At 66.2% G+C, this 26,413-nt stretch carries 16 protein-coding genes and 1 tRNA gene; 5 read left to right on the plus strand and 12 right to left on the minus strand.

Translation table 11 applies throughout. The features are described 5' to 3' along the window. Window positions 1-306: 306 nt before the first annotated feature. The 4 genes from ABE485_RS27940 to ABE485_RS27955 form a co-directional block, all read right to left on the minus strand. Complete coding sequence (locus tag ABE485_RS27940; protein ID WP_346518511.1) at window positions 307-3,759, minus strand: UvrD-helicase domain-containing protein; 3,453 nt, start codon at window positions 3,757-3,759, stop codon at window positions 307-309. A 3-nt stretch (window positions 3,760-3,762) separates the two neighbouring features. Beyond that, a complete protein-coding gene (locus ABE485_RS27945) occupies window positions 3,763-6,426 on the minus strand; it encodes a PD-(D/E)XK nuclease family protein (RefSeq protein ID WP_346518512.1) in 2,664 nt (887 codons plus the stop codon). Window positions 6,427-6,535: 109 nt separating this feature from the next. Beyond that, entirely contained in the window at window positions 6,536-6,694 is a 159-nt protein-coding gene (locus tag ABE485_RS27950; protein ID WP_346518513.1) for a hypothetical protein, read from the minus strand. Between the two features lie 31 nt (window positions 6,695-6,725). Next, complete coding sequence (locus ABE485_RS27955) at window positions 6,726-7,931, minus strand: MFS transporter (protein ID WP_346518514.1); 1,206 nt, start codon at window positions 7,929-7,931, stop codon at window positions 6,726-6,728. A 336-nt stretch (window positions 7,932-8,267) separates the two neighbouring features. Between ABE485_RS27955 and ABE485_RS27960 the strand changes: the two genes are divergently transcribed. Then, window positions 8,268-8,342: transfer RNA gene (locus tag ABE485_RS27960), tRNA-Arg, on the plus strand. 309 nt (window positions 8,343-8,651) lie between these two features. Next, window positions 8,652-9,857 carry a D-alanyl-D-alanine endopeptidase gene (gene pbpG, locus ABE485_RS27965; RefSeq protein WP_346518515.1) on the plus strand — a complete coding sequence of 402 codons (1,206 nt, stop codon included), beginning with the start codon at window positions 8,652-8,654 and terminating at the stop codon, window positions 9,855-9,857. 72 nt (window positions 9,858-9,929) lie between these two features. Here the strand turns inward: pbpG and ABE485_RS27970 are convergent, their stop codons facing one another. Further along, a complete protein-coding gene (locus ABE485_RS27970) occupies window positions 9,930-10,316 on the minus strand; it encodes a ribbon-helix-helix domain-containing protein (RefSeq protein ID WP_346518516.1) in 387 nt (128 codons plus the stop codon). A 257-nt stretch (window positions 10,317-10,573) separates the two neighbouring features. On the opposite strand from ABE485_RS27970, the gene adhP reads away from it, so the two are divergent. Continuing rightward, a complete protein-coding gene (gene adhP, locus ABE485_RS27975) occupies window positions 10,574-11,599 on the plus strand; it encodes an alcohol dehydrogenase AdhP (RefSeq protein ID WP_346518517.1) in 1,026 nt (341 codons plus the stop codon). A gap of 69 nt (window positions 11,600-11,668) precedes the next feature. Here the strand turns inward: adhP and ABE485_RS27980 are convergent, their stop codons facing one another. From ABE485_RS27980 to ABE485_RS27995, 4 genes are all read right to left on the minus strand, one after another. Next, window positions 11,669-12,247: a DJ-1/PfpI family protein gene (locus ABE485_RS27980; RefSeq protein ID WP_008162775.1), complete on the minus strand. Its 579-nt coding sequence runs from the start codon at window positions 12,245-12,247 to the stop codon at window positions 11,669-11,671. Between the two features lie 125 nt (window positions 12,248-12,372). After that, on the minus strand, window positions 12,373-12,861 hold the full coding sequence (gene ybaK, locus ABE485_RS27985; RefSeq protein ID WP_346518518.1) for a Cys-tRNA(Pro) deacylase: 489 nt from the start codon (window positions 12,859-12,861) through the stop codon (window positions 12,373-12,375). Window positions 12,862-12,903: 42 nt separating this feature from the next. Then, a complete protein-coding gene (xerD, locus tag ABE485_RS27990) occupies window positions 12,904-13,887 on the minus strand; it encodes a site-specific tyrosine recombinase XerD (RefSeq protein ID WP_346518519.1) in 984 nt (327 codons plus the stop codon). Window positions 13,888-13,944: 57 nt separating this feature from the next. Then, window positions 13,945-14,865 carry a LysR substrate-binding domain-containing protein gene (locus tag ABE485_RS27995; RefSeq protein WP_346518520.1) on the minus strand — a complete coding sequence of 307 codons (921 nt, stop codon included), beginning with the start codon at window positions 14,863-14,865 and terminating at the stop codon, window positions 13,945-13,947. Window positions 14,866-15,032: 167 nt separating this feature from the next. On the opposite strand from ABE485_RS27995, the gene ABE485_RS28000 reads away from it, so the two are divergent. Both ABE485_RS28000 and ABE485_RS28005 read left to right on the plus strand, forming a co-directional pair. Further along, window positions 15,033-16,715 (plus strand): thiamine pyrophosphate-binding protein, encoded by a 1,683-nt coding sequence (locus ABE485_RS28000; protein WP_346518521.1) that lies wholly within the window; start codon window positions 15,033-15,035, stop codon window positions 16,713-16,715. Window positions 16,716-16,846: 131 nt separating this feature from the next. Further along, entirely contained in the window at window positions 16,847-18,040 is a 1,194-nt protein-coding gene (locus tag ABE485_RS28005; protein WP_346518522.1) for an acyl-CoA dehydrogenase, read from the plus strand. Window positions 18,041-18,386: 346 nt separating this feature from the next. On the opposite strand, the gene ABE485_RS28010 is transcribed toward ABE485_RS28005, so the two are convergent. The 3 genes from ABE485_RS28010 to ABE485_RS28020 all read right to left on the minus strand — a co-directional run. Beyond that, window positions 18,387-18,791, minus strand: a complete 405-nt coding sequence (locus ABE485_RS28010) for a hypothetical protein (protein WP_346518523.1) — start codon at window positions 18,789-18,791, stop codon at window positions 18,387-18,389. Continuing rightward, window positions 18,788-23,644, minus strand: a complete 4,857-nt coding sequence (locus tag ABE485_RS28015; RefSeq protein WP_346518524.1) for an RHS repeat-associated core domain-containing protein — start codon at window positions 23,642-23,644, stop codon at window positions 18,788-18,790. The genes ABE485_RS28010 and ABE485_RS28015 overlap by 4 nt, the downstream gene beginning before the upstream one ends. Before the next feature lie 17 nt (window positions 23,645-23,661). Continuing rightward, a partial coding sequence (locus ABE485_RS28020) for a type VI secretion system Vgr family protein (protein ID WP_346518525.1) occupies window positions 23,662-26,413 on the minus strand: 2,752 nt, incomplete at its 5' end.

Consider the following 26,413-nt stretch of genomic DNA (forward strand, 5'->3'; position numbering starts at 1 on the left):
CCGAGAGGGAGGGGGTGCGGGCGTCGCTTCGCTTGCCCGCGGCGGCTCGCTGCGCTTTGCCGCTCTATGCATTAAAACGGCCTGCTTTTTGCGGGTAGGCGTCGCTTCGCTTGCCTTTTGGCTCGCTTCGCTTTGCCGCTCTTTGCATTAGGACGGCCTGCGTTTTGCGGGTTGGCGTCGCTTTGCTTGCCTTTTGGCTCTCTGCGCTTTGCCGCTCTTTGCATTAGGACGGCCTGCGTTTTGCGGGTTGGCGTCGCTTTGCTTGCCGCGCTATGCGATTTGTTCGCGCTGGCGTGCACTACGGCTTCAGGTCAGATCTATCCATGCCTTTGCGCGGGGGAAGTAAAGGGCGGCGCGGGCGTGGCGACCGTCCAGGGCTGTTACCTGGGTGCAGTAGCGCTGGAGCTGTTCGCCGTGGCGTTGGCGCATGCGGGTGGCGAAGGCGGTGGGGGATTCGCCGGGGTGGGGGCGGCCCGTTTTGTAGTCGACGATCAGCCAGCCGTCTTCGGTGCTGAGCGCCAGGTCGATGACCGAGACCTTGCCCGCGGCGTCGATGAGGGGCCATTCGCGGCGGGCGCCGGATTGGGATAGCAGCCACAGGCCGCGGTCGTCGGCGAGGGTTGCCTGCAGCGTTTCCAGCACGGCTTCGGAAGCCGCGTCGGCCTGGCTGGCGGGAATGCCTGCGCGCGTCAGTTGGCGGCGCATGGCGGGCAGGCGTTGGGCCAACGCGTCTGCCGGCCAGGCATGCAGGCCGTCCTGCCCGATGCGCGCCAGCCATGCGTGGGCCAGCGTGCCGATGGCGGCGTCGTAGCCGGCTTCGAGTTGCCAGGCAGGATGTTCGGCCGCCTCGCCCCACGCGCCCCGCGCCGCCGTTGCGAACCCGGGGCTGACGGTGACGTCGGCCTGGCGCTGCAACTGCGCCAGGCCGGCGCTGTCCACGCGGCGCAGGGGTTCGCCCTGCCATTCCGGCGCGTCCTCGGATTCTGGAACGGCTTCGCCGTTCAATGACGGTGGTTGCGGCACCGGCAGGCAGGGCCACAGGCGGCCCAGCAGGCTGGCTGCAGACGGCGTCTTGGCCTGGTTGGTGGCCTCGTCGACGGACACGTGGCCCACCAGATGCAGGCGCTTGCGCGCCCGCGTGGCGGCTACGTAGAGCAGCCGGTCGATTTCATAGGAGGCGCGGCGCGCTTCGCGTGCGCCCAGATAGCGCGAGACCGGGTCCGCCTCGGTTTCGGCGCGCGGTTTGACGGGGCCGAACAGGACGCGGCCCCCGCTTTGCTCGAAGCGCACCAGGGGCGCCTGGTCGCCGCGGGGCGCGCGGTGCAGGCCGTACAGGATCACCGTTTCGAACTGCAGGCCCTTGGACTTGTGCATGGTCATGATCTCGACCGCGCCCTCGGCCTCGTCCGCGGCGTCCGGCGCGGCGAACAGGCGGGCGATCCCCGAGTCCAGCGCCGCGACATCGATGTTGCCGTGCGGCGCCAGGCGCTCGACCAGCTGGAACAGGCTTTCGGCGTCATTGGCGACCGACAGGCCGGCGTACAGGCCCGGGCCGCCCAGGCGGCGCCATAGCGACTCGACCCAGGCCGCGAACGGCATCGCGCCCGCCGCGTTGCGCTTGTCCAGCAGCACCGCGGCCACCTGGCGCAGCCGCGCGTATTCGTCGGCGCCCAGCAAGGCCTGCGCCGACGGCGATTCGGGTTCCGGAGCGGGCGCGTCGAACAGCGAGCCCTGCGGCCCCGCGCTCGCGCCCGCCCTGCTCTCAACGGGTTGCGGGGCCATGCGCAAGGCCCGCTCCAACAGCACCGGCACCGGCGTGATGTGGTCATCGCCGAACAGTCGCTGCAGCGATTCCAGCGTCAGGCCGCAATACGGCGCGCGCAGCACCGACAGCCAGGCCAGCCGGTCGGCCGAATGGGACAACGCGCGCACGAGCTGCACCAGGTCCGCCACCACCGGGCGCAGGGCCAGCGGCACCAGGTCCACGGCGCGGCAGCGTATGCCTTCCTGCGCCAGCCGGCGGGTCAGGTTGCCCAGATGGCTGCGTGCGCGCACCAGCACGGCCACCGGGTGCTTTGCGCCCTTGTGGTCGATGAGCGCCTGGCGCACCAGGCCCACCGCGATGTCCTCGGCCTGCTCGTCGGCCGGCGCCGCGCCTTCGCGCGACCAGGCGGGGTGAAAGCGCACCGCCGGATCCGGCAAGGCCTCATGGAAGGCGGTGGACGGGCTGTAGGCGATCGCGCCCGCCGCGGCGTCGCTGCGACGGGGCAGCAATTCCACGAACGACTGGTTCACCCAGTCCACGATGCCGGCCTGCGAACGGAAGTTGTCCGTGAGGTTCAGGAAATCAGGTTTGACTTCGCCCACGCCGATATCGGCCACCTCCAGGAACAGGCCCACCTCGGCCTTGCGGAAGCGGTAGATCGACTGCATGGGATCGCCCACCAGGAACAGGCTGCGGCCGTCGCCCGCCTGCCAGCCCGAGGTGAGCGTGCGCAGCAGGTCCAGCTGCGTCTGGCTGGTGTCCTGGAATTCGTCGATGAGCAGATGCCGGATGGACGCGTCCAGCTTGAGCAGCAGTTCGCCGGGATCGTCGGCGCTGCCCAGCGCGGCCGCGGCGCGCTGCGCGATTTCGATGAAATCCACCTCGCCTTGGTCGGCAAAGCGCAGGCGCAACTGGGCAACCGCCAGCGCGAGCGTCATGAGCTGCGCGCCCAGGACCTCCCATTGCGCATCGGTGAAGTGCGGCGCCGGGATGTCGTGAACGGCGTGCAGCCGGCGCACCCAGGCGGCCTGTCCGTCGGCGCCTTCCAGCCACGCCACGAACGGCTCCTTGTGCGCGCACTTGGCCGGGAATCCCAGGTTCTTGTTGACGGTCTTGCGCAACGACCCCGCGCTCGTGAGCAGCAGGTGCGCCACGGCGCGCCAGGCATCCAGCAGTTCGGCGTCGGGCTGCAGTTCCTCGGTCCAGTCCAACAGCGCCGCGAGCTTGTTGTCCTCGCCGCCATCCTGCAGATTGGCCGCTGCCAGGCGCGCCGGACCGCAGAGCGCTTCGGCCCACCCAAAGGGCATGGCGGCGCTCAGGGCGTCCAGGTCTTCGCCGATGGCTTCCGCCAGCGTGGCCTCCAGGGCCTCTCGGTCGGAGCCGTGGCGCAGCAGCGGCAGCCACTGGTCGCGCTGCCCCAGCATGTCGGCGATGGCGTCCTTGGCCGCCTGCACGTCCACGTCCAGGTGCTTGAGCAGGATGCGCACGGCCTCGTAGTCGTCGGCCAGGTCCAGCGTGGCGCGGGCCGCGGCCTCGTAGTGGGAACGGGCGTCGTCGGTGATGTCGGGCATGCCGCCCAGCTCCGACAGCCAGGGCATGCTGCGCACCAGGCCTGCGCAGAAGGAATCGATGGTGCGGATGGCCAGGCGGGCCGGGTGGTCCAGCAGATGCCAGCCCTGCTCCGCGTTGCGCGCCAGCGCCGCGCGGGCCAGGTCCCAGCTGCGGCGTTCATGGGCGGCCTCTGGCGGCGCGTCCAGGCCGCGCCGCAGCTTGCTGAGCACGCGCGCATGCATCTCTGATGCGGCCTTGCGCGTGAAGGTGATGGCGACGATCTCTTCCGGGCGGCTCACGGTGGCGAGCAGCGCCAGGATGCGGTCGGTCAGCAGCTCGGTCTTGCCCGAGCCGGCGGGGGCCTGGACCAGGAACGAGCGGGTCGGGTCCAGCGCGACCGCGCGGGCGGCATGGTCTTGCGGCAAACGTTCTTGTTCGGCCATGGCTTATGCGTCCTCGTCGTCCAGATGCAAACGCAGGAACGGCAATGCATCGCAGTATTTAAGGTCGTCGCGCCGGTAGGCCACATTGGCCGCATAGCCCGCGACATATTCATCGGCCAGCGCCTCGATCGCCACGCGCCAGCGCTGGCGGATCTCGGGCCACGACAGGCCGTCGAAGTACTTGCTTTCGCTGGCCAGCGTCACGCCCGGCATGCCCAGGTCTTCGTCGGCCAGGCCTTGCGCGGCGACCTGCCGCGCGTGGATCTGCGCCAGCACCAGGCCCGCGGCCTCGCCGCCGGCGGCATCGGCCAGCACGGACGCGTAGAACGGCAACTGCACGTTCACGGGACGCGCGCGCGACCAGTCGGGCTCCGGCTTGGCGGCGGCCACGCCGGTCTTGTAGTCCACGATGACGTTGCGCCCGTCGGGCAGGCTGTCGATGCGGTCCAGCCGCAGCTTGAGCTTGAGCGCGCCGCGCTGCCATTCGTGGTTCTTTTCCACTTGCGCCACCGCGAACGGCAGGCGCTGCGCCTCCACGTCGAGCCAGGACGCCAGCACGGCCTGCGCGCGCTGGCATTCCAGCGCCCGCAGGGCCGGCGCGTATTCCTTGAGTTCTTCATCCGCGGCCTGCGCCACGGCCTGTTCCAGCAACGCGGACAGGCGTCCGGCGGACAGCAGGTCGTGCAGCGTTTCCTGGTCGGGCATCATGCCCCACACCAGTTCCAGCGCCTTGTGCAGGAACTGACCGCGCACGTTCACGGTGGCGGCGTCGGCGTAGGGCGCCAGTTCGCGGCCGCCCAGACGGTGGCGCACGAAGGCCCACAGGGGATTGCGCGCCTGCGTGTCCAGCACGTCCAGGCCGCCTCCGCCCCGGTTGCCCGCCGCCAATGGCGGCCCCTGCGCGTCGTCCAGCGATTCCTGCGGCAAGGCCGGCTGCGTTTCCGCGGGGGCCGGCGCCCAGTCGGTCAGGGCCAGCGCCGCGATCAGGGGCGACGGACGCAGCTCGCGCTCGCCGTCCATGTGCGCGTGGCTGACGATGATCCGCGGCGCGCAGCGGCACAGCGCCGCGTACATGCCTTCAGCCCATTCGCGTTCGCGTTCGGGCGTGGCGCGCGGCGCCCTGGCCTGACGCAGCACAGCCAGCGGCAGCAGCGGATTGGGTTTGGGCGACGCCGGCAGGACGTCGTCCGTCAGGCCCAGCATCCAGACGCCGTCCCAATAGCCGCCTTCCGCTTCCAACAGGCCCAGCACGTCCAGTCGCGCCAGCGGGTCGCGCTGCGGCTGGAACGAGGATGACCGCGCGACGCTTTCCAGCAGGTTCACGGCGGCCACGCCGCCCAGCCGGCCGGCGGCCGGCGCCAGCGCCGAAAAACTGCCCAAGGCATCGCCCAGCGCCCCCATGACCTGGTAGCCCACGCTGTCCAGCGCGGCTTCGCCCGGAAAGCCCAAAGCCGTCAGCGCGGCCTTCATGCGCAGCATCCAGACATCGCAGGTGGCCTGGCGGCCGCCCTGCGTCCAGATCTCCATGGCCTGGCTCCACGCCTGCGCCAACAAGGGGATGTCGGCCAACAGCTTGCGCAGTTCGCGAGGGCCGACGTGCAGTTGGCCCTGTCGCCGCCAGCGCGCATCGATGGCGGCCAGGCGCGCGCGGTCGCGCACGTCGCTGGCGCAGTGTCCCGCCAGCAACGCCGCGCCCAGCACGTCCACGCCGCATCCCTTGCCCGGCGCGCATTCGGCCAGCGCGCGCAGCCAGGCCAGCGCGGCGCGGGCCATCGGCCATTCGTCCAGCGGACGTCCGACCGCGACGTTGAATGCGAAGGCCGGCGCGCCGTCGCGGCCTGCCAGGGCCTGGCTCAGCACGCGGCGCGCGAAGGGGGATTCGGCCTCGAGTTGCGGCGACACGATGGCATAGCGGCCCTCGGGATGCGCCTTGAGTTGGCTGGCCGCCCACGCGGCCGCGGCGCGCCATTCCGCGCCCTGGTCGGCGGCCTCGTAGCGCCGGGCCTCGGCCTGCACGCGCTGCGCGTCGCGCCATTGCGCCACGTCCGTTCCCTGCGCTTCAAAGGCGCGCAGCAGCCGCTGAAAGCGCGGCGAGATATCGGTAAAGCCCGCCAGCACCAGTTGCCGCGGCGTCGCCAGCCTGCCATCTTCCAGCGCGCGCAGCACGCGCGCATAGCCCTGGTTCGCGTCTTCGGCGTCGATGCCGGCCAGGGTCTGCACGTAGCGGGCGCGCCATCTGGCGAATCCCCGGTACTCGTCGGTGTCGGCGCCGGAGGGCACCTGCAGGTCCCATTCGTCCATCAGCAGATCGGCGTCCATCGACAGCCGCGCCGCCTGGCTGGCGTCCAGCAGCACACGCTCGGCCTCTTCAGTGCGGATCGCTTCCGTCCAGACAAGCTGCGTGGCGAAGCTGTCCAGCCGGTAGGCGGGCACATCGTCGTCGGCCTCGAATGCGAGTTCGTTGGCGGACTCGGCCAGCCAGGCGGACAGCGGCAGGATGCGCGGCAGCTCGCTGACCTGGCGCTCCTGGCGCAGCAGCCCGGCCAGTTCGAGCGTGAGCCGGCGCGACAGGCGGTTGTTCACCGTCAGCACCAGCGTATCGGCGGCAGGCATGCCGGCGATGTCCGGCAGCGACAGTTCGGAATAGGAAGGCGATGCGTCCTGCATGGGCACCCACGAAGCGCGCGGCGCAAGGCTGCGCAGCCATAAGAAAGCGAAGAAAAACGGCGGAGAAAATCTCCGCCGTAGGATACCGCGTGCCGGCCGTCGCGTCGGGCTAGAAACCGCAGAGCGCGGCCAGGTTTTCCCAATGGATCTGCATTTCCGGCGTGGTGTAGCCCCAGAACGCCAGACCCAGCACGGCCGCCAGCGCCAGGACGCCCGCGACGCGCCAGCCTCGACGGCGGCGAATGGTGGGCTGCGGGGCGGACGTCATGGCGGGGGTGCTCCTGATTGGCGCGCCGGGCTCAGGCTGCCGCCGGCTGGGCCGGCGCAACCGGCTGCTCGCGCACCGGCAGGCACAGCAGCGCCGCGACGATGGCCAGCACGACACCCAGCCACCAGACCAGATCGTAGCTGCCGGTCTTGGCGTACGCGTAGCCGCCCAGCCAGACGCCGATGAAGCTGCCGATCTGATGCCCGAGGAATACGATGCCCGACAGGGTGGCCGCATAGCGCAAGCCATAGATCTGTCCGATGAGCCCCTGCGTCAGCGGCACCGTGCCCAGCCAGAACAGGCCCATCCATGCGGCGAAGACATACAGCACCCACGGCGACAGCGGCATGAACAGCAGCAGCAGGATGCCGAACGCCCGCATGAAATACACGACCGCCAGGAGCCGCTTCTTGCTGTACTGGCCGCCCAGTTTTCCCGCATAGAACGAACCCAGGACGTTGAACAGGCCGATCAGCGCGATCGCGGTGGCGCCCTGCCCCGGCGTCAGGCCGCCGTCGCTGACGTAGGCCGGCAGGTGCAACGTGATGAATGCCGTATGGAAGCCACAGACGAAGTAGCTCCAGAACAGGAAGTGGAAGGAAGGATGCCGCACGGCCTGCTTGACGGCCGTGGCCAGCGACTGCTGCGGCCCGACGTGGGCCTGCGGACGTCCGCGCAGGAAGTAGGCCAGCGGCGCGCCGCAGGCAACGAAGAGGGACAGGACCCACAGCGCGCCGGACCAGTCCAGGCCGCTGATCAGCAGCTGGCCCGTGGGCACGATGGCGAACTGGCCCATTGACCCGCCCGCGCTGGCGATGCCCATCGCCGTGCTGCGGTAGGCGGGCGGCACGGAGCGCGCGACCACGGGCAGGATCACCGGGAAGGTCGTGCCCGCCTGGCCCAGCCCGACCAGCACGCCGGCGGTCAGGTACAGCGTGGCCTCGTCCGTGGCGAACCGCGTGCCGATCAGGCCCAGCATGTACAGCGCGGCGCCCAGCGCAATGGTGCGGCCCGAACCGTAGCGGTCGGCCAGGATGCCCATGAAGATGCACGCGATGCCCCACACCAGGTTCTGGATGGCAAAAGCCATGGAGAACACTTCGCGGCCCCAGCCGTGGGCCAGGCCCATCGGCTGCATGAACAGCCCGAAAGTGGCGCGCACGCCCATGGCAAGCAGCACGACCAGAGTGCCCAGGGCAATGGTGCGTGCGGAAATCGTATCGGTTTGGCTAGACATGAAACCCGTGTCTGGTTGTTTTTGGGTTTGCGCCCCCTCCTCGGGACGGCCCGGCGCGGCGGCCGGACCCAAACATCATATACAAGTCCGCACGCGGATCCGGGAATACCCCCGCTGGCGCAATGCGCTTCCGATGGCGCGCCCTGGTCCGAAAAGTCCCCGTCAATTTGGGGCTTGCCTGCGCTGCTGATAGACTTGCGTCCTGCTCCGAACCCCGCCCCCGGCAGTGATAAACTCTGGCTCGCAAAGTTCGCTGCATTATCAAGGCGTTAATTGCCCGTGACGGCGCGTTCAAGCGTCGTTGCACCCAGCGGGTCCCATCCCGGCTTCAACCGTCTCGCCGTAGTTAAATGGATATAACCGGCCCCTCCTAAGGGTCAATTGGTGGTTCGATTCCACCCGGCGAGGCCAACCCGGCCTCGACTCCCCCTGCAATACCTCCCCCAACATTCAGCACGTTCAGCCAGATGAGGGTTAATCCGGGCTACGCTCTTGCGCGCCGCGCGGTTAGCTTCTCGGGACCCCGACTTGTGACGAATTGCTGCGAGTCAATCCGTCACTTTTATTTTTTTGGGTCTTGATACCGAATCGCCTTGCGCGCAACTTGAAATTGCTGTTTAAATTCGACGCGTAAGCCCATAATTCATCTGGACTTTTCCTGATCCGACGAAACGCCGGCTTAAGAAATATTTGTTCACAGACCGACAAGCCTGCTCAACCATGGCCTTTTCCTGGAAACGTGCAATAGCGAAAGCCATAGCGCCTGCCGCGCTGGCAGTGTGCGCGCTCCTGCCCCCTGCGGCGCAAGCAGCCAAATCTTCCGACCCTTGCAAGACCAACGCCAAATCGGCGGCCTGCAAGGCGCAACAAGCAAAGAAGGCCCCGGCCCCTAAAGCCGGCTCTGGCAAGAGCGCCGCCGGCAAGCAGGCCGCGCCGTCCGCCAAGAAGGCCCCGCCCAAATCCTCTGTCGGCAAGAAGGCCGCCCCGCCCAAGGGCGGCAAGCAGGTTGCCGACAAGAGTCCCCCGTCCAAGAAGGCGGGCGCCGCCGGCAAGAGCGGCAAAGGCGGCAAGGCGGACAAGCCGTCCCGCGGCCGTCGCGTGGCAGCGGCCGGCGCCGCCAGCGCCGCGATGCCGCCGCCCGCGGCCTCGGCGCGCGCCGAAGCCGCCGCGCTGCGTTCCAGCACCGCCTATGTGCAAGACCTGGAAACCTCCACGGTCATCTTCGCCAAGAACGAAAACGTCGTGCGCCCCATCGCTTCCATCTCGAAGCTGATGACCGCCGTCGTCGTCGTGGACGCCAACCTGCCCATGGACGAAATGCTTGAAATCACCGACGAAGACGTCGACGAGCTCAAGCACACCACGTCGCGGCTGCGCGTGGGCACCAAGCTGTCGCGCGGCGACATGCTGCATCTGGCGCTGATGTCTTCGGAAAACCGCGCCGCCAACGCGCTGGGCCGCCACTATCCGGGCGGCCTGCCCGCTTTCGTGGCCGCCATGAACGCCAAGGCGCAATCGCTGGGCATGACCAGCACGCGCTTCATCGAGCCCACCGGCCTGTCCAGCAACAACGTATCGTCGCCGCACGACCTGGCCCGACTGCTGCGCGCCGCCTCGCAGCGTCCGCTGATCCACCGCTACTCCACCGATACGGAATACGAGGTCGAGATCAACAACCGCACGCAGACGTTCCGCAACACCAATCTGCTGGTGCGCAAGCCCGACTGGGACATCAAGGTGTCCAAGACCGGCTACATCAATGAAGCAGGCGAATGCCTGGTGATGCTGGCGCGCATCAATGGCCGCGACCTGGCCATCGTGCTGCTCGATTCGCAGGGCAAGCTCTCGCGCATCGGCGACGCCGTGCGCATCCGCCGCATCGTGCAAAGCGAAGTGGCGCTGGCCTCGATCCAGTCCGGCGGCTGATGCCGGCCTGACCGCGCCGCAAAGCAAAGGGCCCGATCATGATCGGGCCCTTTTCATTGGCGTTGCCGGAATCTACGCGGCCCGGCGCTTGGGCACGAGCGGCTGCGCGTCGCACAGCGATGGCGGCAGGCCTTCCAGCACGGCCCGCGCATCCAGGGAACCGATGGGCACGCTGGCATCCACCGGAATCCTCCCTTCGGCCTGCAGCAACTGATAGCGCAGGCAGCACACGCGCAGGAACGATGTGAAGTTCGCGGCCTCGCCGCGGTATTCGACCAGTTCGTCGTACAGGCGCTCGATCAGTTGCGTGACCCGCATGCCGTCGCGCGCGGCGAGCTCTTCCAGGACCTGCCAGAACAGATGTTCCAGCCGCAGGCTGGTCGCCACGCCGTGCAGCCGCAGGGATCGGGTTTCGCAGGCATACGATTGCTCGCTGGCCCGGATGAAGATTTCACACATGGGAGCTCCTGGAATGCGGGCAACGCGCCAGCTGTGACGGACGCGCCTGCGCCTCAATTTACGACGTTTGCCGCGCCGGCGGCAACCGAGCCGGCCCGAAGGCCGGCCGCCCCGTGCATGCGGCGCGTCGCCTGACACCCCTTCTGAAACCACACGTTACCCGATCCTCGCCGAGCCGGCGTCGATTGATATAAATCATGGTCTTGAACGCCCGTGCGTTCGAGCATAGTGAAACTGATCAGACTTCGGAGGTAGTGATGGACAAAACCATGAAGGCCGCAGTTGCACGCGCATTCGGCAAACCCCTGGTAATCGAAGAAGTCGCAGTGCCGCGCCCGGGCCCGGGCGAACTGCTGGTGAAGATCGAAGCCTGCGGCGTCTGCCACACCGACCTGCATGCCGTCGAAGGCGACTGGCCCGTCAAACCCAATCCGCCGTTCATTCCCGGCCACGAAGGCGTCGGCCACGTCGTGGCGGTAGGACAAGGCGTCACCCACGTCAAGGAAGGCGACCGCGTCGGCATCCCCTGGCTGTATTCGGCCTGCGGACATTGCGAACACTGCCTGGGTGGATGGGAAACCCTGTGTGAACAACAGCAGAACGCAGGCTACTCGGTAAACGGGGGCTTCGCCGAATACGCGCTGGCCGCCGCCGACTATGTCGGCCTGCTGCCCAAAAATGTCGGCTTCGTCGATATCGCACCCGTGCTGTGCGCGGGCGTCACCGTCTACAAGGGCCTGAAGATGACGGACACGCGCCCGGGCAACTGGGTGGTCATTTCGGGCATCGGGGGTCTGGGGCACATGGCGGTGCAATACGCCAAGGCCATGGGCCTGAACGTGGCCGCCGTGGATATCGACGACGCCAAGCTCGACTTTGCGCGCCGCCTGGGCGCGGAAGTCACGGTCAACGCCAAGACCACGGACCCCGCCGCCTACCTGAAGCGCGAGATCGGCGGCGCGCATGGCGCGCTGATCACCGCCGTGTCGCCCAAGGCCTTCGAGCAGGCGCTCGGCATGGTGCGCCGCGGCGGAACGATTTCCCTGAACGGCCTGCCGCCCGGGGACTTCCCCCTGTCGATCTTCGACATGGTGCTCAACGGCGTAACCGTGCGCGGTTCCATCGTGGGCTCGCGCCTCGACCTGCAGGAGTCCCTGCAATTCGCCGAGGAAGGCAAGGTCCACGCCACGGTCGCCACCGAAAGCCTGGAGAACATCAACGACGTGTTTGACCGCATGAAGAAGGGCCAGATCGAAGGCCGGATCGTGCTCGACTTCGCCTGACGCCGGGCAGCGCGCAAAAAAAAGCGCCCCGAAGCCCCGGGGCGCTTTGCTTTCTGTGCAAGCCGCGCGTCAGTGCGTGATCTTCGTGCCCAGCACCGCCAGGAATTGCGCCATCCAGGCCGGGTGGGCGGGCCACGCCGGCGCCGACACCAGATTGCCATCAGTGTAGGCCTGGTCGACGCCGATCTCGGCGTAGGTGCCGCCCGCCAGCCGGACCTCCGGGGCGCACGCCGGATACGCCGAGCACGTGCGGCCCTTGAGGACGCCCGCCGCGGCCAGCAGCTGCGCGCCGTGGCAGACGGCGGCGATGGGCTTGTTGGCCTTGTCGAAGGCGCGAACGATATCCAGCACTTTTTCGTTCAGGCGCAGGTATTCGGGCGCGCGTCCGCCCGGAATCACCAGCCCGTCGTACGAGGAAGGCTCGACGCGGTCGAAATCGTAGTTCAGCGTGAAGTTGTGGCCGCGCTTTTCCGTATAAGTCTGCGCGCCTTCGAAATCATGGATGGAGGTGGCCACCGTGTCGCCGGCCTTCTTGTCCGGGCAGACCGCATGCACCGTGTGGCCCACCGTCAGCAGCGTCTGGAACGGCACCATGGTTTCGTAGTCTTCGGCGTAGTCGCCGACCAGCATCAACAGTCGTTTGCTCATGATTGTCTCCTTGGGATGAGGGTGGCGTCCGGTTGCGTGCCCGGCATTCCGGGCCCCGGTTCTTGGTGTTCTCGTCCCATTGTGCCTGCGGCGATTTCAGGCCGGGTGGTAGCGGGATACCACCTTCATTCCAGCGCCACGGCCACCGGCCGGGCGCCCAGCAGGTCCACGAGCACCTTGGGGTCGATGCCCACCAGGTACCCGCGCCGCCCGCCGTTGATGTAGACAACCGGGTACTCCAGCACCTCGGCTTCCACCCACACGGGCATCTTCTTGCGGGTGCCGAAGGGCGACGTGCCGCCCACCTGGTAGCCGGAATGGCGCTGCGCGACTTCGGGCTTGCAGGGTTCGACCTTTTTCAGGCCCGCCTGGCGCGCCAGGTTCTTGGTGGAGACCTCGCGGTCGCCGTGCATGACCACAATCAGCGGCTTGGTGGACTCGTCTTCCATCACCAGCGTCTTCACCACCGCGTGCGGGTCCAGCCCAAGCTGCCGCGCGGCCTCGCCGGCGCCGCCGTGGTCGACGTAGTCGTAGGTATGCTCGGTGTACGCCACCTTGTTCTGCTTGAGAAACTGGGTGGCGGGCGTTTCGGAAACGTGGCGGGCTTTGCTCATGGTAGGGCCGGGTTCGACAAGGAAAAATAAGACTGGTGGCCGCTAGCCGCGCGGATGATGCGCGGCGTGCAGCGCCTTCAGGCGCTCTCGCGCCACATGGGTATAGATTTGCGTGGTGGAAATGTCCGCGTGGCCCAGCAGCATCTGCACCACGCGCAGGTCCGCGCCATGGTTAAGCAGGTGCGTCGCGAAGGCGTGGCGCAGCACGTGTGGCGACAGGGGCGCGTGCACATCGGCCAGCAAGGCGTATTTCTTTACCAGTTGCCAGAACGCCTGGCGCGACATCGCTTCGGCGCGGTTGGTGATGAACAGCGCATCGCTGACGCGTCCCGCGGCCAGTTCGGGGCGGGCGGTGGCCAGATACTGGCCGATCCAGTGCGCGGCTTCGGCGCCCAGCGGCACGAGGCGGTCCTTGCCCCCCTTGCCCTGCACCACCCGCACCACGCCTTCGTTCAGGCTGACGTCCAGGGCGCGCACGCCAACCAGCTCCGACACACGCAGGCCCGTGGCGTACAGCGTTTCCAGCATGGCGCGGTCGCGCAGGCCGCGCGGTTCGGTCAGGTCGGGGGCGCGCAGCAGAGCATCCACCTGCTGCTCGGACAAGGTCTTGGGCATGCGGGGCGGCTGCTTGGCGGCGACCAGCGTCAGGCAGGGGTCGTGGCCGCAACGGTGTTCGCGCAGCGCCCAGGCGTAGAACCGGCGCAGCGCGGCCAGGCGGCGGTTGGCGGTGGTGGCGCGCGTTTCTTCGTGGCGGAAGGCGAACCAGGCCTCGATATCGGCCTTTTGCGCCTCGCCCAGGGGCTTGGCCGGGCCGGGGCTCAACGCGTGGTGGCCAGCGGCCTCGCCGTGGCGATCGGCCATTTCCCGGGCGTAGGCCTGCGGATCCTCGAGCCAGCGCGCAAAGCCGGTCAGGTCGCGCCGGTAGGCGGCCAGGGTGTTGGCCGACAGGCCGTCCTCGAGCCAGACGGCGTCGATGAAAGCGTCGATATCGGCTTGGGAGGCAAGCGGTTGGCGGGCGTTGGGCATGACGGAATTCTACGGCCAGGCGCGGCCGGCCAGGCGCGGCCGGCTATACGCGGCCGGCTACGTGCGGCCGGCCAGGCGCTCGCCGACGCCGGCGGCGGCGGACTTGAGCCAGGTCTCAAACAGCTTGAGCGCCTCAGAGCGGTCGCTGCGCTGCGGGTAGCCGAAGTAATAGCCCTGGCTGACCGTCAGCGATTGCGGCACCGGCATCGCCAGCGTGCCCTGGTCCAGCGCCGGCTGCGCCAGGAAGCGCGGCATCAGCCCGACGCCCAGGCCGGCCTGCACGGCCGCCATCACCATGGTGAAAAGCTCGTACCGCGGCCCGCCCGCCGCCTGCGGCCCGTACAGGTAGTTATTGGCGCCGTACCACTGCCGCCACGCGTCCGGCCGCGAAGCCAGGTGCAGATGGGTCATGCCGGACAGCCCGCTGGCGCCCGGCTCGGCCGCGCGGGCCGCCAGCTCGGGCGCGCAGACCGGCACCAGTTCCCTTTCGGGGAACAGCAGCCCGCCCTGGGTGCCCGGCCAGAGTCCGTCCCCGTGGTAGAGCGCCCCGTCGAAGGGCTGGTCCTTGAACTGGAACGGCAGCGTGCGCACGGACAGGCTGACGGTGATGTCGCCGTGTTCGCGCTGGAAGTCCGCCAGGCGGGGAATCAGCCAGGTGGTGGCCAGCGTGGGCACCACCGCGATATGGATGCTGCGGCCCATGCCGGTGCGGCTGACGAGGCCGAACGTGTCTTTTTCGATCTGATCCAGATGGTGACGGATGCGGCCGGCATACTCCGCGCCGTGGTCGGTCAGCACGATGCGTCGGCGCACCCGGGTGAACAGTTGCACCCCCAGGCGCGCTTCCAGGCTGGCGACCTGCCGGTAGACCGCGCTGTGGGTCAGGGACAGCTCCTCGGCCGCGCGCGAAAAGCTGCCCAGGCGGGCCGATGCCTCGAACGCCTGCAGGGCGCTCAGATTGGGAATGCCGTTTCTCATGGAGCGGATGTCGCCAGAAGCCAGCCCGAAACCGGGGCGCCGCATGCTGCGGCGCACCAGGCGCGACGTGCCGGCGGATCAACAGATTGTGCAATTTTATCAATTGCGTTGTGCGCTCAGGGAACATATGCTCGGGAGTCCTAACCTAGGCTAATCACGACACCACCATGCCTCAGCAAGATTCCCGCCTTGGCGGCCACATTCTGGTCGACCAACTGGTCGCCCAGGGCGTCAAACATGTGTTCTGCGTTCCCGGCGAAAGCTATCTGGCGGTGCTGGACGGCCTGCACGACGCCGACATCAAGGTCACCGTGTGCCGCCAGGAAGGCGGCGCCGCCATGATGGCCGACGCCCACGGCAAGCTCACCGGCGAACCTGGCATCTGCATGGTCACCCGCGGCCCGGGCGCCTCCAACGCGCTGGCGGGCGTGCACATCTCCAAGCAGGACTCCACGCCGATGATCCTGTTCGTCGGCCAGATCGAACGCGGCATGCGCGAACGTGAAGCCTTCCAGGAAATGGACTACCGCGCCGTGTTCGGCACGCAGGCCAAGTGGGTCACCGAGATCGACCAGGTCGAACGCATTCCCGAACTGATCTCGCGCGCCTTCCACATCGCCACCTCCGGCCGTCCCGGCCCGGTCGTGATCGCCCTGCCCGAAGACATGCTGGTCGAAGCCGCCAAGGTGGCCGACGCCCCGCGCTACGAACTGATCGAATCCGCCCCCACGGCCGGCCAGCTCGCCGACCTGGAAAAGCTGCTGGCCGATGCCAAGAGTCCGGTCGCCATCCTGGGCGGCACGCGCTGGGACGCCCGCGCCGTGCAGCAGTTCGCCGATTTCGCGCAGCGGCACGCGCTGCCGACCGCGGTGTCGTTCCGCCGCCAGATGCTGTTCCCGGCCGACCACCCCTGCTTCATCGGCGACGTGGGCCTGGGCATCAATCCCGCCCTGCTCAAGCGCGTGGCCGACGCCGACCTGATCCTGCTGGTCGGCGGCCGCATGTCTGAAAATCCCAGCCAGGCCTACACGCTGCTGGACATCCCCGTGCCCAGGCAGAAATTGGTGCACGTGCATCCCGACACCGCCGAACTGGGCCGCGTCTACCGTCCCACGCTCGCGATCAACACCTCGCCCGCTGCTTTCGCCGCGGCGCTGGCCGGCCTGAAGGCCCCCGCCAAGCCCGTCTGGGCCGAACGCACGCAAGCCATGCGCGAGTCGTACCTGAAGTGGAGCGACCCCGAAGCCATCACCACGCCGGGCGCCCTGCAGCTGGGCCAGGTCATGGCCTACCTGGAAAAAACGCTGCCCGCCGACGCCATCATGACCAACGGCGCGGGCAACTACGCCACCTGGCTGCACCGCTTCCACCGCTTCACCCGCTACGGCACGCAGTTGGCGCCCACCTCGGGCTCCATGGGCTATGGCCTGCCGGCGGCCGTGGGCGCCAAGCGCGTCTGGCCGGACAAGACCGTCGTCTGCTTCGCGGGCGACGGCTGCTTCCTGATGCACGGCCAGGAGTTCGCCACGGCGGTGCAGTATGACCTGCCCATCATCGTGGTGCTTGTGGACAACGGCATGTACGGCACGATCCGCATGCACCAGGAAAAGCACTACCCGGGCCGCATTTCCGCGACCCAGCTCAAGAACCCGGACTTCGCCGACTACGCGCGCGCCTTTGGCGGCCACGGCGAACGCGTCGAGACCACCGAACAATTCGGCCCGGCCTTCGAACGGGCGCTGGCCAGCGGCAAACCGGCGATCCTGCATTGCTTCATCGACCCGGAAACCATCACCCCGTCCACGACCCTGGAAAAGATTCGCGAGGCGGCGCTGAAGGCCCAGCACTGACACCCGAACGGACGTCAAGGCCGGCGGCGCGCATAAGCGCGCCGCCGTGGAAACCCCAACTTGCCGCCCGAATTATTTTAAGTTTAAACTTTCTAGATTCCGATCACGGAAATCCATAGCGGAGACCCAGCATGTCCTCGAACCCCTCATTCCACTGGCAAGATCCCCTGTTGCTGGACCAGCAACTGACCGAAGAAGAGCGCATGGTGCGCGACGCCGCCTACGCCTACTCGCAGGACAAGCTGGCTCCGCGCGTGCTCAACGCCTTCCGCAACGAGAAGACCGATCCCGAGATCTTCTCCGAAATGGGCGAACTCGGCCTCCTGGGCGCCACCATCCCCGTCGAATACGGCGGCGCTGGCCTGAACTACGTCAGCTACGGCCTGATCGCCCGCGAAGTCGAACGCATCGACTCCGGCTACCGCTCGATGATGAGCGTGCAATCGTCGCTGGTGATGGTGCCGATCAACGAATTCGGCAGCGAAGAACAAAAGAAGAAGTACCTGCCCAAGCTGGCGCGCGGCGAATGGATCGGCTGCTTCGGCCTGACCGAACCGAACCACGGTTCCGACCCCGGCGGCATGGAAACCCGCGCCGTCAAGACGGCCGACGGCTACAAGATTTCCGGCAACAAGATGTGGATCACCAACTCGCCCATCGCGGACGTGTTCGTGGTGTGGGCCAAGTGCGTCGGCGGCGACTTCGACGGCAAGATCCGCGGCTTCATCCTGGAAAAGGGCATGAAGGGCCTGTCGGCTCCCGCCATCCACGGCAAGGTCGGCCTGCGCGCGTCGATCACTGGTGAAATCGTCATGGACGAAGTGGAAGTATCCGCCGACCAGATGATGCCCGGCGTGTCCGGCCTGAAGGGTCCGTTCACCTGCCTGAACTCCGCCCGCTACGGCATCGCCTGGGGCGCCGTGGGCGCCGCCGAAGCCTGCTGGCACACCGCCCGCCAGTACACGCTGGACCGCAAGCAGTTCGGCCGCCCCCTGGCCGCCAACCAGCTGATCCAGAAGAAGCTGGCCGACATGCAGACCGAAATCACGCTGGCGCTGCAAGGCTGCCTGCGCCTGGGCCGCATGAAGGATGAAGGCACCGCCGCGGTCGAGATCACCTCGATCATGAAGCGCAACTCCTGCGGCAAGGCGCTGGACATCGCCCGCCTGGCCCGCGACATGCTCGGCGGCAACGGCATCTCCGACGAATTCGGCGTGGCCCGCCACCTGGTGAACCTGGAAGTGGTCAACACCTACGAAGGCACCCACGACGTGCACGCCCTGATCCTGGGCCGCGCGCAGACCGGCATCCAGGCGTTCTATTGATCGCCTGCCTGCAATAGGCGAAAAGGCTGCCCGATTGTGACCTGACGCCCAGGAGTCGGACGGTCAGAAGCCCAAGGCCTGAACCCGGTACTGTACCGGGCTCAGGCCTTTTTGTTTATGTAGCGGCTTTGTCCCGGCGGCGTCCCCAGCTATGCAGGACCCAGATCCCTGGAGGATTGAGCTTCTTTTCAAGTGATCGCATCGGTACCACACCAGCATGTCCACCGCGTCCGACAGGCGATAGGTACTGCGTCGCGAAGCCTAATAGGGCCTCTCCAACTCGTGGATGCTCCGAAATTCGACAGGCTGGTGCCTGCTTGAAGGTAGGCTTACGCATGCTGCTTTTCTAATCCATTCCTTGAAAATCCAACCAAAGACCGGGCCGAGTTTTCGCCTTGCCGCGCACGACAAACTCACAGCCTATTAGTTGCTCTTCATAGATGAAACATGCTCCCACATATGTGGAATTTCTAAGTCCGAATAGTTCAATATTTTCATCGTCAGCTATGCACTTAAGTCTGTTGATCAGTGCCGGGATGCCAAAAGTTATCAAACCTTGAACTGAAGATGATATGTGGCGTTGCTCGGCGCGTTCTTTTATGAAGGCTGCCTTGTACACTTGCGGATTGCTTGATAGCTCCTCAATGTCTGGCGATTCGATAACCTCGAGCAAGAGGCGCGGCCATTCCTCTGACTCGTCAGCGACTTTTTGCCTGATTAGGCAACGAAGGTACTGCAAGTTTGAGGTCATTTGCAGCCCTCTCTGGAAACTCGAGCGTCGGTGCGCGTGCCGGTTTGTAGCATTTCTGGCTCTCCCCAATCATTAATATGCGTCCAACCCCACTGCCAAGATGCTCCCGCAGGAGCAGGGCCCGCAGATACCTCCAAAAGAACGCCTCCCGGGCCGTCTTTGTTAGCATGGCTAAGAGCTAGCTTCTTATCTGGAGTCCAAGAGACGTATGGGCTATCCCCCGTCATTCCGCCAGCGGCGTGCTGTTCTGGAGTAATTGTTGAATCCGGATTGGCGGGTTTAACTACACCACGCTTCGCATCTCCAAGTGCCGGATGTTTGGCGCTAACCCCGCGATAAAGACACGAACAGCAATCCTTGTTGAGTCCTAGCGGATCTATCCATCCGACAGGATTATCCGCATACTGATAAACATTCAACCCACCCGCAAACCCGATCGGATCCTTCGCAATAAACCTGCCGATCTCCGGATCATAGTACCGGTGCCGGTTGTAATGCAGCCCCGTCTCATGATCCCAATATTGCCCCTGGAATCGGATCGGATTACGTATCCCCGCCGCCTGCGCCGCGGTTGAGATCGCCTCCTTGGCCACGCCCCAAGCCTTGTACTGCGCGCTCCAGACGATCTCGCCTTGGGTGTCCGTCAATTCCTGCGGCGTGCCCAGGTGATCGCATTGGTACCAGGCCAGCGCATCCACGGCGTCCGGTTCGGGCGAGGTTGTCCACAGCGGGTCCTGGTCGATGTCATACCCGCCCGCATAGACTGGCTGCTGGTGCAGCAGCACCGGCTTCTTGCTGATGGCCTGCGCCAGCGGCACAAAGCTCCCCGGTTCGTACAGGTAATGGGTGGTTTGATCGTCTCGGCCTTCCCAGGCCAGGTTGTCGCCGTCCCAACCGTACAGCGTTGCTCCACACCCCAGCGTCCGGTTCAACCGCGTTTTCTCTTCCTGGCCCTGCATAGGCGTCATGCCGGGGCGTTCGCGCCAGTGCGCTTCGGACTGCTTCATCAGGCGACGCCCCAGGGCGTCATACTGATAGCTCACGCGCAGCGTCTCGTTCCTGTAACCCGTCAGACGATTGAACAGGTCCCACTCAAAGCGCGACCGTTTGCCATTTTGCAGCTTCTCGATGAGGTTGCCGCGCGCGTCGTATTGATAATGCGTGCCTGCGTACTCACGCAACAGGTTATCCAGGCGCGCCGAGCGGTGGCGGTAGGTGTAGACCGGGCCTGCCATGCCCAACGTGCTCTCGATCACCTGGGCGCTCGTCGGATCCAGCAGATTGCTGGCCGGGTCGAAGGCAAACGTCTCCTTGCCAAGGCTGCTGATGGCTTCGAGCAACCGTCCCACCGGGTCATAGCGATAGGCGAGGGGGCCGCGTCGGCTGTCCTGGATCGCCTCCAATTGGCCTGCGGCGTCGTAGCGATAGGCGCGCTGCAACAGGCGTTGAGGACTTCCACCAACGCCCGCGCCAGTACCCGGCGTACCTGGCATTCCAGGCATCCGCGCCACGCCCTGCTCGCTCAGCCGCCCCATCGCGTCCCACGATTGGGTCTGCACCACGCGGTTTCCCTGATGACGCTCGATCTCCCGGTGCAGGTCATCGCGTTCGAAGCTCACCAACTCATGTTCGTCGAACATCATGCCGTGCACGTGGCCCGAACCGTACGTCAACCAACTGACGCGATGGCCGTCGGGGCGCAGCGTGGCGACACGCAGGTTCAACTCGTTGTACTCGTGCTTCCACACCGCCGTGACCGGCGCTGGCAAGCACTGGTAGTGCTGATGTTCGCGCGTAAGATTGCCGGCCGCATCGTAGAACCATTGCAGGCGGCTGGCGGGATTTTCCGCCAGGATCAGGCGGCCGTTGCCGTCGTAGGCGTAGCGTTCGGTCTGTGCCTCGGTCGCTTGCGCAAACGCAGTGGCGGTATGAGTTGTGGTGGCGGCGGCATAGGGCCGTGCGTGACGTTGCGCCACGCGTCCCATCGCATCAAACTTCAGCTCGATGACGCGGTCGCCGTCCTGCGTGGACAGCAGCGTGCCGCTGGCCGGATCGTACTGATAGCGCGTGGCCTGATCATCAAAGCCGCGCTGCTCCAGCAACCGTCCCACCGGGTCGTACACGAAGCGCGCCTGCCTGTCGTTCTCGTTGGCCAGCGCGGTCAGTTGACCGAGCTTGTCCCATTGATAGTGCAGGGTGCGGCCGGCGGCATCGCTGCGCTGGGCGATCAGGCCCGCCGTGGTATAGCGCCACTGTGTGCGTCGGCCCAGCGCATCGGTGTGGGCCAGCAAACGGCCTTCAGCGTCGCGCTCGAAGTGTTCCGCCGTTTGGTCGGGATGGGTGATGCTGACCAGTTGCCCCGCCGTATAGGCGTAACACGTGGTGTTGCCCGCCGCGTCAGTGAAGGCATTCAGTTGTCCCAGTTCGTCATACGCCCAGGCACTGGTCTTGCCCGAGCAATCGGTGTACCGCGTGATCCGGCCCGCCGCGTCGTAGGCCAGTTGCTTCTGGCCGCCGCGGGCATCCTGGATGGCGACTGGATTGCCCGCGTTGTCGTAGGCGTATTCGGTTTTGTTGCCCAGCGGGTCGATCGTCTCGGTCAGATAGCCGCGCGGGTTGTAGTCGCGCTGCCACAGGCCGCCCTCGGCGTCGCGGATCTTGAAGAGTTGGTCGCGATCGTCGTAGGCGTAATGCACGGTCGAACCGTCCGGGCGCATGTGTTCCAACAGGTTGCTGCGCTCGTCGTACGCATAGCTATCGGTGTTGCCGTCGGTGTGGATATGCGTGACGACGTTCTTCGCCTCGTCTCGATAAAGCCATTCGGACAGGCCATCGGGGTGCACGATGCGATAGGTGTAGCCGAGAATGTCGTAATAATGCTCGGTGACCTGCCCCAAGGCGTCGGTGACGTAAGTCAGGCGAATCTCGGGATGCCAGCGCAGGCGGGTATCGAAACTGCCGTCGTCGGCCCATTCCCGCACGGCGCGCGCCATGGGCCCGGTGCCGTTCCACTCCAGGTTCATGCCGCGTCCGGTGCGATCGGTATAGCGGGTGATCAAATGGTGCTGGTATTGATAGCTCCATTGCCCCGCGTGTTCGTCCCGAGCCTGTACCAGATCCCCTTGCTCATCGTATTGGTAGTGCGACAACTGCCGTCGCAGCGCGCCGTCAGCGATCAGCCAGAGTGCCGAGAGCCGTCCCTGCGCATCCAACTGCGTGCCCACATGCGTGTGGATCTCCTCATCTTGATACGTGATCAGATCGGATAAGACACGGTGCTGTCCCACGGCATGTTGATAGTGCAAGGTCACCCGCGCCCCGCCGCGCAGGCGGATTTCCACCAGACGAAAACGTCTTCCGTCCCGTTGATAGGTCGCGCGCCGCTCGTAGCCCTGGGCCAAGGTCAGCTCGGTTTCCGAAACCCGCACCAGGGTCAGGTTCTCAATCGGGTCATAGTGAAACTTGCCGATCAGCGGCAGGGGAAACTCGTGCGTTCTGCCGTCGGCGGCGTGATAGCGCAATTCCTCACGATCGGCGCCTGCCTTCTTGATGTCGAAGCGTGTCGTGAATTCGTTGATCCAACGCGCGCCCAACGCGCTGTTGTCATAGGCCGCCAGGTTGGAGTAATAGGTGCGCGACCATGTCAAAGGGAAGGGCCCGGGCAGCGAGAAATCCGTATGCGTGAAGCTCTCGGTGCCCATGGCAAAGCTGATGCTGTTGCAGGTGGCCGGGCAAGCGCCGTTCTTGTCCTTGTTGGCATTTTGGCGAGCCCTGCGTTGACGCCGGATACGGGCCAGCCGCATGGAGCGCGTTATCTGCCGGGCCTTGTTCGCCACGGCAGGACGCACGTTCGCGCCGATCGCATAGCCTTTGCGTTGACGCCACAACAGCACCGCCACCGACAACTGCGTCAGCAACGTGGCGATGCTTGCCATATTGCTTTCGTCGCCCACCGACTGCAGGCCCTGATTAACCTCTGGCGCCAACTTGTTCAAGCGGTTGGCGCCGTCCAGCATCAGGCGCTTGGCGCTGGGCGGGATGAATCCCTTGGCCGCGTTTTGCGCCTTGGTTTTGCTGCCGCCCCAGAAACTGCACAAGGCGCCCCAGGCATCCTCGATCGCGGCGGTGGGGTCGTCCAGGATCTTGCCTTGCGCCGAGGCCCAGAGCTTGTCGGCTTTTGCAAAAGCCGCTTCGGCGTTTTCGGGCTTGGTCAGGCTTTCCAAGGCCTGCGCAATCGACTTGATGATTTCTTCGGCCTTGGCGCCCGCGTCCTTGAGCAATTGTTGCAGGCGAGCCTGCGCGGCTTCGGCGAACTGCTCGATATCGCCGGCAATGTTCTCGCTCAGGTGAGCCGCCAGCACGCTGATGATGGCATTGCCCAGACCGGCCTTGGCTTGCCGCGCGATTTCTTTTTGCACCAGGAACAACGCCGGGCGCAGGCTCATGCGGGCCGCCGCGGTGCCCGGCGCGGGAATCACGCCGAACAGGTTGATGCCCAGGCTGACCCAATCCGTAAACTGGCGCTTCTGGCTGTCGCTTAACTTGATGATGTCGCCCACGGCGTCCACCAGCGCCATGATGTTTCCCAATACCGGCACCACGCCGGCGGCGGCCGTCAAGCGCGGCAAGGTGATGACGTTATCGCTGTTCTTGCGCAGCCAGGCGTCAAAAGCATTGGCGCCTGCCTTCACATCTTCCACGGCGATAGTATTGATCGGCGCCACGACGCCTTGTGGCCCATCCAGGTCTTCGTCGCTCCACTCGATGCCGTCGTTCTCCGCCTCGGCCTCCTGATATTCGGCCTCGGTGTATTCCTCTTCCATCGGGGGCTTGTTCTGCATACCGGTCGTCATCGTTGAGGCTCTTATCGTTATCGGATCAAGGTTTTTGCGGCGGCCGCCGCAACGCCGGCATCCGGCTTGACCGCGCTCGGGCCAAGCTGGCTCACAATCTGCTGGCCACGCTGCGCAAGTTGCACCGCCTGTTGCGCCTGCCTGGCCATCGCGGACGCGCCTGGCAATACGGCATCGGCGTGCACGGCCAACAAGGTCGACGCACTTTTGACGCCGTCAACCACGTGGCCGGACGTGACCGCCGAGGCCGCCTGCGATTGCGCCTGTTGAACCAATCCGAGCGCCTGTTGTGCCTGTCGCGTGCCCCCTGCAATCTCGCTGGCCAGGGATTGGACCTGCGCGGGCGGCGCGGCAAGCGACGGCCCACCCGACCACACCGCGCCTTGCGTGTAGTTCGCGATATCCCAGGTGTCCGACGGATCTTTCCCAAATGCAACGGTGGCCGGCCCCGGCGCGGCGCCCGCCACGGCAGCAACCCCCTGATCATCCAACTTGCCCTTGAATACCTTCCCCAGGGCATCTTCCACTTCAAATTCGCCCGCCCTGAATCCCTTGCGGTTGGCATACTTGTTGAACAGTTCCAGGTTTCCCTTGGATGGCTTGGGCTCGTCGGGAAACGATCCGGCCTGGCTCTTGGGGCCGGTGAAGTTCGAACTGGCCGAATGCACCTTGTACGGGCCGCTGGTCGCGTGCGTGATGCCGCCCGCGTTGTAGGTGGTGCCGCTGCCGCCGGCGTTGATGACGAGTTCTTCCTTGGCGCTGAGCGTGATGCGGGTGGCGCTGACGGTCACATTCAATTTGGCAAGCACGTTGATGCTGTTCTTGAGCGCCTTGATGTCGATGTCGCCGGCCGCGGCAATCAGGCGGTATCCCATGCTCTGCACGAAGAAGCGCATGCCGCGGCTGGCGCTGGCCAAAAGACGCTTGCCGACCGACAGGCTGGTGTGCCCGGTGCTGGAGAGCGCAACGTGCTCCCCGCTTGCGATATGGGTGGAGCCCGGCGTGCTCGTGGCGATGCCGGCGGGGCTGGCCAACACCAGATGCGGCGCGGAAAGTTCCGGGTATTGATTGGACTGCGGGTTGGACGCGCCCTGACCCTGGATCTGCCCGTGCTGGGTTTGCAGGGCATGGGCGACCTCGTCCTGATCTCCCGCCTCTTGCGCCATGAGGTCGCGCGCCATGCTGCCAAAGGTGTCTTGCTGCTCGCGCGCGACGGACAGGCGCTCGGCCGTCTCGGGCAGATCCTTATGGTGCTCGCTGGCGTTGGCGCGCATCTCGGTGGTGATCAACATGCCGCCGCCTGCGCGCAGCACGCCGTGGGCGTCCGTTCTCAGCTCAAATCCTTCCCCCCGAGGCACGCCGCCCGAAGGACGAGGATGGGTGAGATAGCCAATGTGGAGCGCCGTTGCCGCGTGGTCGCTCATGAGCGCCGCGCTGATCTGTCCGGACGTGTCGTCCAGGCGCAGCTCGTTGGCGCGGCTGCCCCTGTGTTCCTTGGTCTTGACCGTGTTCAGGATGTTGTGCCGCGGCAGTTCGTAAGGCGGCAGGTTCGTCGCCCGGTACGTCCTGCCCGTGATGATGGGCTGGTCGCAGTCGCCGTCCAGGAAATCGACGATCACTTCCTGCCCGATGCGCGGAATCGCCATGTGGCCCCAGGCTGCGCCCGCCCAGTTCTGCGACACGCGGATCCAGCAGGAGCTGTGCTCGTCGCTTTTGCCCTGGCGGTCCCAAGGGAACTGGACTTTGACGCGGCCAAAGTCGTCGCAGTAGATCTCTTCGTTGGCCGGCCCCACCACCGAGGCGATCTGCGGGCCGTCGATGCGCGGCTTGCGGGCCGGTTCGGGCTTCCAGTCGACCTGGTCGGGCACGATGTCGGCGGTATAGCGGTACTGCGTGCCTTGCGCGGCGTCGGCGCCCTCTTCCTGCTGGCTCGTGTGCTGCACGCCGTGATGCCGCATGCGCACCGGGCGCCAGCCGTGGTTCCAGTCTTCCCGTGGATGGCCGGTCAGGTCGAACGCCACGCCCGGCACGAGGCGCGCGTCGTCGCCTTCGACGCGGGCCACGCGGGCATCGCGCCGCAGGCCCAGGAGACGGCTTTGGGTAAAGGGCTTGCCCGCTTCGTCGCGCTTGTAGCGACCGGGGTAGTCGTAGCGTTCGTATTGCGGGTCCTGGTGATCCAGGTCGCGGCCGGCAGATGCGTGCTCCTGCGCGTACTGCGGGTGCGTGTACGTGTAGTCGCGCTGGGTCTGGCGCGCGGTGCGCACCTGCTCGGCGTAGGTGAACTTGCGCAGCGCCGGTTCGGGCTGGTCGCCGCCGGGCGCGGGGTTGTACGTCACCGGCCCGCCCTCGATCACGCCATGCACGTAGATCCGGTCGCCGTGGATCAGGCGGTGGCCCTTGTCCGTATGCGCGAAGCGGTAGAAGAACCCCTCTTCGGCCGCCAGGCGGGCCAGGAACTGCAGGTCCGTGTCGCCGGCCTGCACGCAGTATTCGCGCGGCAGGTGCTCGTTGGTCGTGACCTGTTCGTAGTCGGTGATGCCGTGCGACTTGATGATCTGTTCCAGGATCTGGGGCACGGACTGTTGCTGGAAGATGCGCCAGTCCGAACACAGGTCGGTGCGCGCGAGGGCAGGCTCCAATATGGCCCGGTAGCGCGTTCTCCTGAACCCCGTGTCGCCTTGCTCGAAGCCGGTGACGATGCCGTGCACATGGCGCACCGGCTCTTCGCCGCGCCAGATCGTAAAGAGCGCGGGTTGGTCCAGCAGCGCG

Origin of the sequence: Achromobacter spanius, from assembly GCF_039673305.1 — a bacterium.
Taxonomy (GTDB): domain Bacteria; phylum Pseudomonadota; class Gammaproteobacteria; order Burkholderiales; family Burkholderiaceae_B; genus Achromobacter; species Achromobacter spanius_F.